Origin of the sequence: Pandoraea sp. ISTKB, assembly GCF_001721285.1 — a bacterium.
In the GTDB taxonomy this organism is placed as follows: domain Bacteria; phylum Pseudomonadota; class Gammaproteobacteria; order Burkholderiales; family Burkholderiaceae; genus Pandoraea; species Pandoraea capi.
The window spans coordinates 111,115-126,377 of record NZ_MAOS01000072.1 but is presented as its reverse complement, the minus strand read 5'-3'; the positions used below and the strand labels follow the sequence as shown (position 1 = coordinate 126,377).

Below are 15,263 nucleotides of genomic sequence, written 5' to 3'. Positions count from 1 at the left end.
GTGAGACATGGCAACGGAAAATCCTCCCATCTATATGATCGGCGGCAGCAAAGGCGGTGTTGGCAAGAGTTTCGTGACGCTGGCGCTAGTCGACTACCTCAGACGCGTGGACTTCAATGTCGCGCTAGTCGAGACCGATACGTCCAATCCCGATGTCATGAAGGCCGTTCAGGATGAAGTCGAGTGCGCATCGTGCGATTTGGATGACGTAAGTGGATGGATGGATCTCGTCAATTTTTGCGATGCGCACCGTGATTCGGTGGTCGTCGTTAATACGGCCGCTCGGAGCCAGACAGGTGTAGCGCATTACGGCGCGACGCTCGTCAATGCTCTCGACGAACTGGCGCGACGTCTTGTCGTACTATGAGTCATCAATCGACAACGTGATAGCTTGGAGTTGCTTCTGAAATTCGGCGCCATTTTCCCGAGGACTGCTACACATGTTGTGCGCAACGGTCATTTCGGGGCGTCGGAAAAGTCCGCGTTGTACCGGGAGTCAAACCTTCGCAAGGCGATCGAGATGCAAGGTCAGTCGCTGGATTTTCCTGATCTCGCTGATCGTGTCGCAGACGAACTGCGCAGCCAACGTCTGTCGATACGCAAGGCGGCAGAAACTATGCATATCGGAGAGAGAGCAGAGCTCCTGCGCTGGCGCGCATTGTTCAGCACTATGTTCGCCAAAGTGACTCCTGTTTCTCGTCGTCACGGGTGAATCAGCTGGCTGTACCCGGCTCGTGCGCTCGAGAGAGTTGCAGAAGGTGAACTCGACATCGTCGGGTATTCATAGCGCACGTGCCGCGCGGCCCATGTGTGTGGAGACCACATGGATATAATCGCGTTCGGATAATCAACATCACACGGTTTTTTCCAATCATGAGTTGCTGCCTTAGTGAAGATTGGCGATCCGATACGGCGTGACTCGCACGCTATCATAGGCCGCAAAGAAAAACATATATGCGATTTGTTGAAAGAAACCCAGCCTCGTCGGCATTCTTCACGGCGGTGGAAGGGGTACGCAATAGACTGGAAAAAATCGTTGCGACCGCTGGCGCGGACGAGACCATACGGGGTGAGATATTCAACATCCGCGATCAGATAATCCGTCCCGCGCGCGTTGATCTCAACGAGCAGTTTCTATGGAAGTGTGCCTATTGCGAAACCTCGCTCCAAGAGGCTGACCAAAATGTCGACTGGTTCCGTCCAATGTTTGGTGCGCAAAGAGGTAATGGCAATGTAGATCAGTCGCACTATTCGTGGCTGGTTGCGGAGTGGAATAACTTGTATGTCTGCTGCCGGGAATGCAACGCATACAAGAAAAATCTGTTCCCTGTTAATGGAAAGTCAGAGTGGGGTGCACCCTTATCGATGCTCCGGCGCACCGAGCGCGCATTTTTGATAGATCCATGTTTTGACCAGCCCGAACGACATTTTGAAGTCGGCGCGGGAGGGAGATTGCTTGCGAAGTCAACGAGGGCTCGGGCAACCATCAAGATTCTTAACCTTAACCGTGGAAGTCTTTGTGAACGACGGTCTAGAATTTTGTGGGAATTCCGTACGACCTGGAATGAAGTGTCTCGAAACGGCGACTTGATGGAGTCTCCTCAGATAGAGTCGGTAGCTCAGATGCTTGATCATCGCGCGCCGCACGTCGGTGTTCTCTTCCTCTATCTTTGGCAGATTATATCTAAAAAGCATAAGCAGATTGTCAGCCGTTTCATTCGTGTTGGTGTGTATCGAAATGGTTTAGCTGCGCTACTCGCGAGCATTGCCCGATTGCCGGATATCGACGAACTATCTCAATCATCCGAGTCAGATGGATCGCCAGCGGACGAGAATTTGGCCGGCATAAGCATCCGTTCTCGGCCGCTCAAGTCATTGAAGATTGTCGGATTCAAAGGCATCGACTCGATCGATATTGAGTTTCCGATCGCATCCGAATCTGCCGGTGGTGCTCTTGCGATCGTGGGGCAAAATGCTGCAGGTAAATCCACTATTCTTCAGGCGCTTGGTTTGGCGCTCATAGGACCTGAGGAAGCGAATAAAGTGGTAAAAGACGCTCGTATCTTCTTGCCGGACGGACGTCAACGCTCGAGCGTTCGGGTCACTTTTTGGGGCGATGACCGGAGTAACCAGATCGACATAATCCGTGAATCTCCCCGCTTCGGCGGAGTCGCCGAGCTGCCCGTGCGAGTTTACGGCTATGGCCCATACAGACTGCTCGCACAGCGACCACTCAAGAAGTCCAAGCGCGGCATTCGATACCGCCTGGCATCGCTGTTTGATGATGGTGAAAGGCTAAATGGGTATCACGGATGGCTTGACAACTTAAGCGATGCGAAGCGGCGCGATCTTGCAGAGATTCTGGAGCTACTGATCACGTCACCCGGGACAGACGTTCGAGTAAGTCCGGCTAATCTCGAAATCACCACGAACGGTCGACCACATCCGCTGCACGCGCTCAGCTCGGGCATGCAAAGCGTGGTTTCCATGTGCACCGACCTTGCGGAGGCATTGTACGCAACCGGGGACAGTGCGCTTGCGACCAACTGCGTCATTCTGGTTGACGAACTGGATGCCCATCTTCATCCTGCATGGCGCATGGGAATTGTGAAACGTCTTAACAGGGCGTTTCCTAACGCTCAACTTGTCTTCAGCACACATGATCCGCTGTCGTTACGAGGTTTGAGTGCTGATCAGGTTCAGATATTGTACCGGGATGCGAATGGTGCCGCTAACGCTAAGCGGGCCGACAGATACTCAGACGCGCTCGACGTTGATCAAATTCTGACGTCCGAGATATTTGGGTTGTTCAACACGCATGCCCCCGATTGGGAGCCGACCTTCAAGTCCTACTATGACTTGTTAGCGAAGGAAGATTCGGCTGGCCCGTTGCTTCCTCAAGAACGTGCTCAGCTCGATGCACTAAGAGTTGAATTGCAGGCGCTTGGAGTCCTGGGCAAGACGCGTCGAGAACGTCTGATGTACGGAGTAATCGACAGACTCCTTGCGCAGCAGACTGGCACCATCGATGAATGGGATCCGGCAACCATTAAGAAATTGGCTTCCGACGTCCAGAATAAGATAGACGAGCAGCCTGTGTCAGGGCGAGATGAGGGGCGCGGGCAATGATTCGTCGTGACAGAGCCCGGGTGAATCAACCACAATCAATCGATCCTGCTTGCGTTGATGTTCAGAATGAAAATGCGGCTAACGAGGCGGTCGTACTGGCACAAGACGCAATCGGGGCACCGTGGAAAACGTGGTGCACGACCCTAGTCTTTAACGTATACAGCAAGAATGAAGACGTTAAACACGCCCTCTCGGTATTATTCGATAACAAGTGTGCATTTTGCGAAACGTCACTTGACGGTCAGGATATGCACACCGAACATTTCCGGCCGAAGAAGCAGGTAGATATCGAGGACGATCCGAGCCAGCGTGGCTACTGGTGGTTGGGAGCAGCCTGGAAAAATCTGCTTCCGGCATGTGGGCACTGCAACCGTTCCCCGGGTGTTGATCACCCCACGGGATTGTCGTACGGATCCGGCAAGGGTAATCGATTTCCGCTCCTTCCTGGGTCGCCGCGCGCAAATGGGCCGGGGCAGGAGAATGCTGAGCTTCCGGTTCTAATTGACCCCTCTTACGAGGAGCCATCACACTACTTTACTTTTCGCGTCCTCGACGATCTTTCGTTCGCTACGATTAAGCATCTGAAAACCACCGCCGAGCAGTTTCGTGCAACTGGGACGATGGAAATACTGGGGATCAACCGTGACGGGCTTGTCCGTATGCGGACAGCGCACTTGAAGAGCGTAAAGTATGCCGTGCGTGGATATATCAAGGCGGCTAAGGTTTTGAATCAGGCGATTGCAGGAAATGCGCCGCAACCTGTTATTGATCAGTGTCAAACGGACGTACAGCAGGAGTGGGACGAACTGTATGACACGTATCTCAATCCCTCGCGTCAGTATCTGCATGCAACGGTTCGTCTCGTCGAGAGCGAGTTGTGCAGTGCCGGTTTGAAGCTAAGTTCTCTACTCCAAGGCAGGGATTTGCATCTTCCGGCGGCGAGTCTTGTTTGAGGAAGAGGAAACGAACGCGATCAGAAGGTGAGTCTCTGTATGCTCACCTTCCGGTCCGACATGTCAGCTAAGCAAAGGAAGGAGACGAGCTGGTTCTCGCCTTCGTCCACATCGATTGGTTACAGCGTTCGGCAGCAGAGAGGCCGTCACCAAGCCGAATGAGTTGGGTCAAGGAAATCCCGCCGTGAACTCTTATGTTGATTCCGGTGATGAAACTCCCGTCATCGCGACTCAGATAAACTGTTGCACAGGCCAGCTATCCGGCGTGTCGGGACCGGCTGAGTGGAATCAAATCGGCGACATGGTTTTCGAACGCAGGTCGCGTCGGACGGAGGGATGCCGAGTTCGATAAGATCGACGTGTCCACCGGTCCAGGGCTCACTGCATTGAGACGAATGCTACGTGCTTTGAACTCCAAAGCTCATGCGCGTGCGAATGCTTCCATCGCGGCTTTGGTGCAAGTGTACACGGCGTGGCCGTCCATCAGGCTGCTGTTAAATTGACTTGCCACCGGAATCAGCGCTCCGTCGGCCCTTGCCTGAGTTGCTCATGAGAAAACTCCGGATATATTTTTTGACGACGCCCTCCGATCGAACTGCTGCACAGGGTGTCTGAGTTCATGTCGCAGTGGATTTTCCCTCCGTCGACGGCCCACAACTGCATTCCGCCACGGCGGCAAACCTCGCGTCAAACGCCTACCGGACGAATCGGCCCCACCTCGGCGCCAGCCTTCAGCCGATCCAGATAGTCGGCCCATGCCTGCATCATCGCGCCCCGGTCGTCGATGAACCGGGTGCGGTTATGGGCACTCCCGAGCGAATCGGGCACCCGATGGGCCAGCTGGTGCTCGATGACTTCGGCCGGAAACCGAAGCCGCTCATGAATGATCGTTCGAGCCATCGCACGGAATCCGTGGCCGGTGATCTCGTTTTTCGTATCGAAGCCGAGCCGCTGCAACGCGGCGTTGATCGCCGCGCCGCTCATGGGCTTTCTGCGGTCACGACCTGGAAAAACGCAACGCCATTTGCCCGTCAGCGCCTGCAATTCCTTCAGGATACGCACCGACTGGGTAGCCAGCGGTACCAGGTGCTCATTCTTCGTCTTGGAAACGGTATAGCGCCACTCGTGCCGCTCCAGATCAATCTGCGCCCACTCAGCCTTCCTCAACTCGCCGGGTCGCACGAACAGCAACGGCGCAAGTTGCAGCGCTGCGCGCACAACCAATGTGCCGGAAAAGCCGTCAAAGGCCCGCAGCATCTCTCCGACCTTCTCGGGATCCGTAATCGAGGCGAAGTGGGTATGCCGGTTGGGCCGCAGCGCTCCGCGTAGATCGGCGCTCACGCCGCGCATCGCGCGCCCGGTCACCACGGCGCAGCACTTCAGGGGGGCTGATGTCGGCAATGGGACGCGAACCAAGCCACGGAAACAGGTCCTTCTTCAGGCGCCCCATGATCTTCTCGGAGTGGCTTTGTGCCCAGCCGGGCGCCTGCTGCTCGAACCACTCAAGCGCGACGGCCTCGAAGGTAGAGGCCGCGTTGAGCCTCGCCAAGCGTTTCTTGTCCTTCTTGGCCTGGCCGGGGTCAATACCATCGGCCAGCATCGCACGGGCTTCATCGCGCTTTCTTCCGGCGTGGGCAAGTGTGACATCGGGATAGACATCCAGCGCCAGCTTTCGCTCCCGGTCGTTGAACCGGTATTTGAGGCGCCAGTATTTCCCGCCGGACGGAGATATCTCAAGATACATCCCGCGGCCGTCAGAGACACGATACGTCTTCTCGTGTGGGACAGCCCGGCGAACTTCCAGATCGGTAAGAGGCATGGGACACCTCCCGCAACGTGGGGGCCTAAATTCCGGCTGGGCTCAAAATTGAGCCCCATGCCCCCAAACCTGCGCCAAAAGGCCCCCGGCTGTCAACGGAAACCACAATCCCGGAATGGAAACAAAAACCCCGCGAGGCCTTACGGGACGCGGGGTTTCGGGAATACTTTGGAACCGATTGGACTACCTGATGGTGGAGCGGAGGAGGATCGAACTCCCGACCTTCGCATTGCGAACGCGACGCTCTCCCAGCTGAGCTACCGCCCCACACGAAGCTTTGATTATATCGATTTTTCCGAGCGCGGCGAGCCGCCGACAAAATTGCTCGGGAATACCGTCATGCCGGGCCGCCAGCCACATTCGGCCGTCGGCCCCGCGGGCTCAGATCGTACCCAGATTCCCCTTCATTCCCTTGATGGCCGGGACCTTCGGCGCTTTCGCCACGATGGTCTTCTGGGCCTTGAGGTAACGCGCGACGACGTCCCACACCGGTTCGCCCTGCGCGCCTTCGGCTACCGGCGCCCAGCCGGCCACCTTGTACGTCTTGCCCGCCTCGATGAGCTTGCCGTTCAGACGCATCTCCGTAATCCGCTGCCCCATCGGCGCCATCGGATCGATGACGTAATCCATTCCCCCCACGCGCACCATGTCGCCGCCCTGCTGGTAATACGGGTCCGGGTTGAACAGGTTGTCCGCCACGTCTTCGAGCACCGTCTTGATGGTCTCGCCGGTCATGGGCGTGAGCGTCGTGTACGGATAGGTGATGGCCGTCTGATCGAGCAACTGCTCCATCGTGATCGCCTGCCCGGGCAGCAACGACGTGCCCCAGCGGAAACCCGGCGAGAAACCGATCTCGGCGTCCTTCTCGGCCATCACCGCATCGAGCAGCAACTGGTCGAAAGTGCCGTTGAAATTCCCCCGGCGATACAACACGCCCTCTGTCACCGCCAGCGGCTCGGCCAGCTTCGCGGCGAACGGCGCGCGCACGCGCTCGATCAGCGCCTGCATCTGCGTGTCCGCCGGCAGCAGGTTCGCGAACACCGGCAGCAACTTGTAGCGGAAGTCCACAGGCTTGCCGCCCTTCACGTCGAAGTCCAGCACGGCGAGGAACTTGCCGTTCGAACCGGCGTTGGTGACGAGCGTCTTGCCACCGGCATTCTCCACCACCACCGGTCTGGGTACGCCGTCATGGGTGTGGCCACCGAGAATGGCGTCGATGCCGCGCACGCGCGACGCCAGCTTCAGATCGACGTCCATGCCGTTGTGCGAGAGCACGACCACCACCTGCGCGCCCTTGCCCCGCACTTCGTCGACCATCGACTGCAACCGCTCCTCCTGAATACCGAAGGTCCAGTCCGGCACAAAGTAACGCGGGTTCGCGATGGGGGTGTACGGGAACGCCTGCCCGATGATCGCCACCGGCACGCCGTTCATCGTCTTCATGGTGTACGGCGCGAACACCGGATCGCCGAAGTCGTTCGTCTGCACGTTCTGCGCGACGAGGTCGATCTTGCCCTTGAGCTGCTCCTCGACGACCGACTTCACGCGATCGGCGCCGTAAGTGAACTCCCAGTGGGCCGTCATGACATCCACGCCGAGCGCCAGCGTGGCGTCCACCATGTCCTGCCCCTTCGTCCACATGGCCGTGCCGGACCCCTGCCACGTGTCGCCACCGTCGAGCAGCAGCGCACCGGGGCGCGACGCCTTCATCCGCTTGACCAGTGTCGCGAGGTGAGCGAAGCCACCGACCTTGCCGTACGTGCGCGCAGCGGCAGTGAAATCGAGATAGGTGAAGGCGTAGGCGTCGGGCGTACCGGGACGCAGACCGTAGGCCTTGAGGAACGCGTCGCCCACCAGATGAGGCGGCTTGTTGGCCTGCTCGCCGATGCCCAGATTGACGCTCGGCTCACGGAAGTAAATCGGTAATAACTGCGCATGGCAGTCGGTGAAGTGCAGCAGGTGCACGTTGCCGAACTTCGGCAGATCGTAGAACGCGGCCGCCGCTTTCGCCGCCGCCGTCTCGTGATGCGACAGGGCCATCCCGCCAGCGGCCGCCACGGCCAGCACCTGCATGAACTCGCGTCGATTCATTTCGTCTCCATGGCACATGCATGCGCAGTGCGCCGATCTTGTCGTTGTTCGTTCGTCTTCCATTGAGCGACGATGGCGTCGCACCCTGCGCATCCGTCTTGCGGCGCTGCGTCGATACCGCAGCCGCTGTCATGCGTCGACGGTTCGCCCGGCCGGCTGGCCCGGGCCGACTTGCCTTACTTACCCGCGTAATCCGCGAGCGCCGCCACGTCCTCGCTGAACATCTCGCCCACTTCCTTGCGCAGCACTTTGCCGTTACGGCCGATCACGTATAGCTCCGGCAAGCCGCGACGTTTGCCGAGCGCCGCCTGCCACGCGTCCGTCTCCATCCCCGCCGGGAACGTGTACTGGTGGGCCTTGAGGTAGTCGATCGCTTCCTGCGGCTTCTTGTCGATGGAAAGCGTGACGATCTGGATCGGCTTGCCGCGCGTCGCCTCGTAAAGCTTCTGTAGGTGCGGATTCTGCTGCGCGCAGAAGGGACACCACGACGCCCAGTACTCCACGATGACCGTGCGGTCCCGGAACGCGCTCGCCGGCATCGTCTTGCCGTCGAGCAACGTGAGCGACGGCAGCATCACCGTGTCGCCGACCTCCACCGCATGCGCCGGCGCACTGGCCAAGGCAGCCGCCGCACCCAGCGTGACGACGAACACCGCCAGCGCACGCGAGATCACGCGACGCATCGAACCGATCAGGGATTTCATGCTGGACTCCGGAAGGCGGTGGCGGCGCGCCCCCATCGCAAGACGGGAGACGCCGCCGCGCACCATGACGACGCGCCTTACTGGTTGACCGGCGAGGCCGGATCGAGCAGCAGCGCCATGACATCCTTCAACTGCTGTTCCGTCAGAATGCCTGCCGCACCGAAGCGCGGCATGTTCGAACACGCCATGTAGCTGTGCGAGTCGTAGACCTTCGCCCAAGTGTACTTGACGACCTCGGGCGAATCGCCGCGCAGCTTGCCGTAGTTGTATAGCGAGGGGCCGATGTTGCCGAACGAGATCTCGCTCTTCGTCAGTTGATGGCAGGCGTAGCAGTTGCCACCGTTGACGGTGTCGGCCTTGTCGGTGAACTGCATGCCGCGTCCGTTCTGGGCAACTTTCTCGCCTTCCTTCCAGTCGCCGAGATACTTGCCGTCGGCCGGCGCCTTGACGTTCGCCAGCTCGGCCTTTTGCAGACGCTCGGCGATCTTCGCCGGCATCGGCTTCACGGCGTACTGCGTGCAAAGCTTCTGCAGTTCGCTCTGGTCGATGCGATCGAGTTGGGCGATGCCCGCGCCACGGAACGAGTCGCGCAATTCCTGCACGACGGCCGCGTCCGTGGTACCGGTGACGAGCTTCGCGCCCTCACCCTGAGCGAAGGCCATGCCGACGACGAGAGCCCCGGCCGCTGCCAGCGCGACACCGGTCGCGCGCAATGCGAATGTTTTCATGGGTGTGCCTCGTGATCGGTCAGCGCTTCAGGCCGGGGGCGTCCATCTTGCCGCCGTTGGCCATCACACCGAGGAAGGTAATCAGATCGATCGACGCCTGCGAGCCGTAATTCAGCTCAGGCATGCGCTGCTGACGGAAGCAGTCGTACATGCGCCACTGAATCGTGCGCAGTGCGCCTTGCGAGACACGGTAGCCCGGCCACGTGGCGAACGCCTGACGCGCCGCCGCCGGCTTGGTCAGGTTCGGCAGATCCTGAAGACGAATGCGCTTGTCGTCGGCGCCATGGCACGACGCGCACGAGAAATCGTACGGACCGGCACGGTAATAGAATATCTTCTGGCCACGCGCGTAGGCTTCCTTCTCTTCCTTGTGCGACTGCGGCACACGGATCTGCGCGCCGCGCGACTGTCCCGCCACGTAAGCCGTGAGCGCTTCGAGATCGGTCGGGTCCTGGCCTTCCTTGGAGAACGGCTGCTTGATGACGTCGGCACGCTTGAAGCCTTGCAGATTCACCATGCATTCGACGATGCGCGACTCGGCGTCGAGCACGCGTTTCGCATCGGGGAAGTAACGCGGCAGTTGCGCGTAGGCGTCTTTCACCACGCCGGCGCCGAGCCCGAGGTCGCACTGCGCGAGCGACACGTTGTTCGGGCCGCGCGGCGTCTTCCAGAGTTCTTCGCCGCGCATCTCGATGAGTTCTGCCGGGTTGCCGTCGGCCAGCATCTCGCGATATTGCGCGATGGCGTCCGCCGTCGAGCTGTCGGCAGCCAACGCAGGTGCTACAGGAACGCTGGCACCCGCGACGGCGAGCATGCCGCCGAGCACGGTGCGACGCAACCATGCGGAACCGCGAACGGTCGCAGGGGTGGTCGCCTGTGCGCTATGTTGCGCATCTTTCATCTGGCTCTCCTCTTTGTGGGGTAGGTTGGTGCGACACACCCCCGGCATGCCGACTCAGGCGACGGTCGCCTCGTCTGTGCGCGAATCGCCCTTGTTGTCGGTCCACGTGACCGCAACCTTGTCGCCCTTCTTGCCGCCCTTGAACTTGAACGACATGAACGGATCCTTCGACACGGCCGGACCCCATTCGGCGGTGAGCACCGTCTTGCCGTTGCAGGTGACCGTGACCGTCTGGATGAAGTGTGCGGGGACGATGTTACCGGAAGCGTCCTTGCGCTGGCCGGTTTCCATGATGTGACTCATCAGCGCCTTGACCTCGACGACACCGCCGGCCTCGGTTGCGCGAATGCGCATCGGATTACCCATGTTGTGCTCCTCTAGCCTTATACGATGTGTCGCTCAACCGCCGCAGCCGCCCAGCGTGACCTTGATTTCCTTCTCGGCCACGAGGTACTTGTTGTCCGCCTTCACGAGCGCGTAGACCTTCGAGGTCTGCCCCATCTTCACGCGCGTGGTCACCGACGGCTCGGTGCCGTCCGGGATATCGAACGATGCCGCGAGCGTATTCGGATTTTTCTCGATCAGGATCGCGATCGATTGCGTGTTCGGCGCCTTGCTCGTAACCGCCACCGGCACGACCGCGCCGTTCTCGGCGATGTCGGGAGCCGTCAGCACGACCAGGTCGCTGGGGCTCGCGCTCGTGCCGCCGAGCGCCTTGACCGTGTCGGCCACGCTCTTGGTGGCAAACGCCGCCTTGTTCCATTCCACCTGTGCCGCGCGGGCCTCTTCGGGCTTGATCAGCCCGGCGGCCACCGCCAGTCCCATTACCGCGGAAAACCGCAGCATGTCGCGTCGCTGTTGGTTCATCTCTGTGTGTTTCCTTCTCTGAAGGCCGCCGGTGCGAATGTCATGACGTCACGACCTGCACCGGCCGCCGTTCGCTCGCCCGATACTGCGGCGAGCCCCCTGCCCCGGACTTACTTCGCCGGGGCGCCCGCCAGAACCCAATCCACCAGGATCTTGGCGTCGGCATCCGACAAGTTCGGGTGCGCCGGCATCGGGATCTGCCCCCAGACGCCCACACCACCCGCCTTCACCTTCTTCGTCAGCTTGGCCACGGCATCCTTGTCGCCCTTGTACTTGGCGGCGACTTCCTGATACGACGGGCCCACGAGCTTCTTGTCCACGGCGTGGCAACCCATACAGGCGTTGGCAGCAGCGAGTTTGGTCGCAGCGGCGACGTCGACGCCGGCGTGAGCCAGCGAGGTGCCGGCCAGCATGGCCGCAGCGATCAGCATCTTCTTCATTCTTGCTCCTTCGGTTTGTGTAGGGGACGGGGTCCTGCGGCGGCACGACACATCGTCGGCGCATCCGTCGGACACCCTGCCCGCTCAATGTGCACCACGAAGAATCCAGTCGACCATCGTACGGACATCGGTTTCTGCAACCTGTGATTGCGGCGGCATAGGCATGCTGCCCCAATTACCGGCACCTCCGGCACGTATCTTCGCCACCAGTATTTCAGTCGCATTCGACTGCCCATGGTACTTGGCGGCGACCTCCGAGAAGGCGGGCCCGATCTTCTTGTCGGTAACGCCGTGACAGGCCAGACAACCGTTCTTATCCGCAAGCGTTGCTGCCGGTGACGTCGCAGCGGCGGTTTGAGCCGGCGCGTCCGGACTCGCCATGCCAAGCGTGGCGAGGGCCGCGGTCTTGCGCACCGTCGCATTTTGCGCGGCGGTACCCGACAGCGGCGGCAGCTTCGTATCGACACCACGCACCGGGCCGATGACCCGGTTCTGCGCGGCCAGATCTCCATGTGCGTCGCGGGCGTACGCAGGGAGTGCGGACGTCACGATACCAGCCTCAGGGCAATCCTGCATACACGCCTTGTTATGGGTATCCGGTTTGTCGCCCACGCGCCACATGCCGTGCGCACGCGTCATGCCGTTGCGATTGGGCATGAGTTTCTGTACGTCGCCGATGTTCTTGTCGGACAGCACGAAGTCCGCCGGCACGATCTCGCCGAGATTCAGGATGTAGGCCGTCACGGCGTACACCTCGTCGGGCGTGAGCGAGCGCGGTGCGTTCCACGGCATGGCGCGACGGATGTAGTCCCAGATCGTGGAGATCGTGTCGACCTTCATGAGCGTGGTGCGCACCGGCTGGTTGTTCGCCCGCAGCGATGCCACATGCCCGGTCTTGATGTCGTCCGCCGTGGTGCCGCCCACCAGGGGATTGAAGACCTCGTTGCTCTCGCCGAAGGTGCCGTGGCACGAGGCGCAGCGCGCATCGAAGAGCTTCTGTCCGTCCGCGACCGAGCCCTGCCCTTTCGGCAAGCCTTTGAAATCGGGACGCACGTCGATGTCCCACGCGCCCAGCTCCGCCGGGGTCGCATCGCGCCCGATAGCGGCCATGCCGGTCGGCGCCTTGACGGGAGACGCTGGCGTAGCGGCCATCTGCCCTGCCCCTGCGGACTTCGTCGCCGCCGGCGGTGCGGCGTGGGCGGGCGATGCGAACCATGCGGCAATCGTCATGCCGGCGAGCGTCAGTGCCCCGGCCCACAGGGTGCCCACGGCAAGCGCCTGCGCCCGGTGATGCCACCGCGCGGGCTTCCCGTGCCGAGAGGCAGACGCGGGCGTCGGCACCCCCGCCGTCATCGCCATGACAGGCGGCTGGCGATCAGTCGACGTGGACATTGGTCACCTCCCCGTTCTGCGCCACTTGCCACGTCTGGATCGCATTGTTGTGATAGATCGACTTGGTGCCGCGCACGTCGCGCAGTTGCCGATAACGCGGCTGGACGAAGCCGGTCTCGTCGACCGCGCGGCTTTGCAGCAATGCGGGCGAGCCATCCCATTGCCAGTCGAAATTGAATCGCGTGAGGCACTTGGGCAGCACCGGCGATTCGAGTCGCGCAGCGCGCCACGATTTGCCGCCGTCGGTCGACACATCCACGCGTTTGATGCGCCCACGCCCGGACCACGCCAGCCCCGTCACGTTGAAATAGCCGCGATCGAGCAACGCCTGTCCGCCCGAGGGCGAGGTGATGACGGATTTGCACTCCTGAATCGACGTGTACTGACGGTGCTGGCCGTCCGGCATCAGGTCGACGTAGTGACTCGTTTCATCCTTGGTATTCCACGGGGCGTCGCCCACCTTGATGCGACGCAGCCACTTCACCCACGACACGCCCTGCACGCCCGGCACGACAAGGCGCAGCGGATAGCCGTTCTCCGGGCGCAGCATCTCGCCGTTCATGCCCCACGCGACGAGCACGTCGGAGAGCGCCGCCTCCATGGAGATCGTGCGTGTCATGCCCGAGCCGTCGCCACCCTCGGCGAGCACGAACTGGCCGCGCTTGGTGTCGGCGCCCACGTCGTCGAGCAACACGGACAGCGGCACGCCGGTGAACTCGCAGCACGACAGCATGCCGTGCGTGTACTGGACGGTCGGCACGGCGGCATTGCCCCACTCCATGCCGGTATTCGCGCCGCACTCGATGAAGTGCATGCGGGAGACGGACGGCAGACGCATGATGTCGTCCATCGTGTACACCTTCGCCTCGCGCACGAGGCCGTGCACCATCAGGCGATGCTGCGTCGGGTCGATCTCCTGCCAGCCCTGATGATGGCGCTCGAAGTGCAGACCGCTGGGGGTAATGATGCCGAACAGCCCTTGCAGCGGCGTGAAGGCGACAGACGCCTGCGCCGTCTGCGTGAGGCCCGGCGACTGACGCCGTTGCAGGTTCGCTTCGAACTTCGACGGCATGCCGTACGGCCGCGCCGCCACGGGTTGCCCCAGCGACGTCGCCCACGGACGCGGTTCGAGAATCATCGGATCGCCGGCAGCCGCGGGCGCGTCGGCCGCGAAGGCCGCACCGCCTGCGAGGGCGGCACCGGCGGCGAGGAAACTGCGTTGCAGGAACCCGCGCCGCGCCGGGTTCATCCCGTTGCGGACGATGTCGTCGGCCAGCGGGCCATCGACGAAATTCTCCGGCGCCCGGCGCAAACGGCCGGCTCGCGATACGCCATCGCTGATCTTGCTCACCCTGTCTCCTCGCGTTTTGTGGCGTGCGCCAGCGTCGCGAGGACACCGGCGGCTACGAACGATTGACGGGCACGCGGGCCTCGTCTGCGTTTTCTTGTCGCGCTTTGTTACGGGTCTTGCAGTACTGCGGTGCTACGGTCCTGCTGTGCGCTATGGCGTGGTTCAGCTCCCGCGCGGCATGAAGCCGTCGACGGCACGCTCCGGCAGCGCCTCCTCCTCGATTCGGCCAGCCACCTGCACGCACACCGCGCGACAGATCTCGACCACCCCGGTATCCGCAATCGTGTAGTACACCTGGTTCCCGTCGCGACGCCGCGAGAGCACTCCCGCCTGATACATCGCCCCCAGGTGCCGCGACACGTTCGTCTGCGACGAACCCACTTCCGTCACCACCTCGTTCACCGAGCGCTCGCCCCCGCACAACGCGTGCAGAATCCGCAGCCGCGTCGGCTCGGAGAGCAGGCTGAAGTAGTGCGATACCTTTTCGAATACGCGATCGAGTTCTTCCATGACGGTCAGTCTTCAAATTCGTGCGAAGGCACAGAGAGGTTCGTATATGCCTACATACGCATATACGGATAATCAAAATAACGGACGACGGAAGCAAGCTGCACTGCAACACGTCGGACACCGAGATATCGTCGTCGCCACACGGCATTTCATCGGGAATCAAGGCGTTTCCATGTATACCGCCGGATATAGCGCGCGACGCTGCATGCGACTGCGAGACGCCCGTTTGCACCGGCGCTGAAACGCACATCTGAGGGCATCGCGGCATGGCGCGTTCAGGCATCAGGGAAAAACCCGATAAAAAAGATGGCGGGAGACGACGCGAGAAAGCCACGGATGGGATGGACGAGGCGGCTGAGAAGGCGGGTAATGGGCACG

The 15,263-nt window shown here is 61.1% G+C and carries 12 protein-coding genes, 1 tRNA gene and 2 pseudogenes; 3 read left to right on the top strand and 12 right to left on the bottom strand.

What is annotated here, in order from left to right:
* Positions 1–7: 7 nt before the first annotated feature.
* The 3 genes and pseudogenes from A9762_RS24450 (at position 8) to A9762_RS24440 (ending at position 4,082) form a co-directional block, all read left to right on the top strand.
* Positions 8–712 (top strand): annotated as a pseudogene (locus tag A9762_RS24450) (protein mobD).
* 242 nt (positions 713–954) lie between these two features.
* Positions 955–3,129: an AAA family ATPase gene (locus tag A9762_RS24445; protein WP_083254256.1), complete on the top strand. Its 2,175-nt coding sequence runs from the start codon at positions 955–957 to the stop codon at positions 3,127–3,129.
* Positions 3,126–4,082 carry a hypothetical protein gene (locus A9762_RS24440; RefSeq protein WP_139133380.1) on the top strand — a complete coding sequence of 319 codons (957 nt, stop codon included), beginning with the start codon at positions 3,126–3,128 and terminating at the stop codon, positions 4,080–4,082. The genes A9762_RS24445 and A9762_RS24440 overlap by 4 nt, the downstream gene beginning before the upstream one ends.
* Before the next feature lie 687 nt (positions 4,083–4,769).
* Here the strand turns inward: A9762_RS24440 and A9762_RS24435 are convergent.
* The 12 genes and pseudogenes from A9762_RS24435 to A9762_RS24380 form a co-directional block, all read right to left on the bottom strand.
* Positions 4,770–5,901, bottom strand: a pseudogene (locus A9762_RS24435) (tyrosine-type recombinase/integrase).
* Between the two features lie 191 nt (positions 5,902–6,092).
* A tRNA-Ala gene (locus A9762_RS24430) sits at positions 6,093–6,168 on the bottom strand.
* 114 nt (positions 6,169–6,282) lie between these two features.
* Entirely contained in the window at positions 6,283–7,992 is a 1,710-nt protein-coding gene (gene soxB / locus A9762_RS24425; RefSeq protein WP_069344559.1) for a thiosulfohydrolase SoxB, read from the bottom strand.
* A gap of 176 nt (positions 7,993–8,168) precedes the next feature.
* Positions 8,169–8,696 (bottom strand): TlpA disulfide reductase family protein, encoded by a 528-nt coding sequence (locus A9762_RS24420; protein ID WP_240493700.1) that lies wholly within the window; start codon positions 8,694–8,696, stop codon positions 8,169–8,171.
* Positions 8,697–8,773: 77 nt separating this feature from the next.
* On the bottom strand, positions 8,774–9,424 hold the full coding sequence (gene soxX / locus A9762_RS24415) for a sulfur oxidation c-type cytochrome SoxX (protein WP_069344558.1): 651 nt from the start codon (positions 9,422–9,424) through the stop codon (positions 8,774–8,776).
* A gap of 19 nt (positions 9,425–9,443) precedes the next feature.
* Positions 9,444–10,238 carry a sulfur oxidation c-type cytochrome SoxA gene (gene soxA / locus A9762_RS24410; protein WP_371443328.1) on the bottom strand — a complete coding sequence of 265 codons (795 nt, stop codon included), beginning with the start codon at positions 10,236–10,238 and terminating at the stop codon, positions 9,444–9,446.
* Between the two features lie 141 nt (positions 10,239–10,379).
* A complete protein-coding gene (gene soxZ / locus A9762_RS24405; protein WP_044457410.1) occupies positions 10,380–10,691 on the bottom strand; it encodes a thiosulfate oxidation carrier complex protein SoxZ in 312 nt (103 codons plus the stop codon).
* 33 nt (positions 10,692–10,724) lie between these two features.
* Complete coding sequence (soxY, locus tag A9762_RS24400) at positions 10,725–11,192, bottom strand: thiosulfate oxidation carrier protein SoxY (protein ID WP_039393898.1); 468 nt, start codon at positions 11,190–11,192, stop codon at positions 10,725–10,727.
* A 110-nt stretch (positions 11,193–11,302) separates the two neighbouring features.
* A complete protein-coding gene (locus A9762_RS24395) occupies positions 11,303–11,632 on the bottom strand; it encodes a c-type cytochrome (RefSeq protein WP_069344557.1) in 330 nt (109 codons plus the stop codon).
* An 84-nt stretch (positions 11,633–11,716) separates the two neighbouring features.
* Complete coding sequence (locus A9762_RS24390) at positions 11,717–12,784, bottom strand: c-type cytochrome (RefSeq protein WP_069344631.1); 1,068 nt, start codon at positions 12,782–12,784, stop codon at positions 11,717–11,719.
* Positions 12,785–13,007: 223 nt separating this feature from the next.
* Complete coding sequence (soxC, locus tag A9762_RS24385; RefSeq protein WP_069344556.1) at positions 13,008–14,375, bottom strand: sulfite dehydrogenase; 1,368 nt, start codon at positions 14,373–14,375, stop codon at positions 13,008–13,010.
* A 162-nt stretch (positions 14,376–14,537) separates the two neighbouring features.
* On the bottom strand, positions 14,538–14,885 hold the full coding sequence (locus A9762_RS24380) for a metalloregulator ArsR/SmtB family transcription factor (protein ID WP_069344555.1): 348 nt from the start codon (positions 14,883–14,885) through the stop codon (positions 14,538–14,540).
* Between the last annotated feature and the right edge of the window lie 378 nt (positions 14,886–15,263).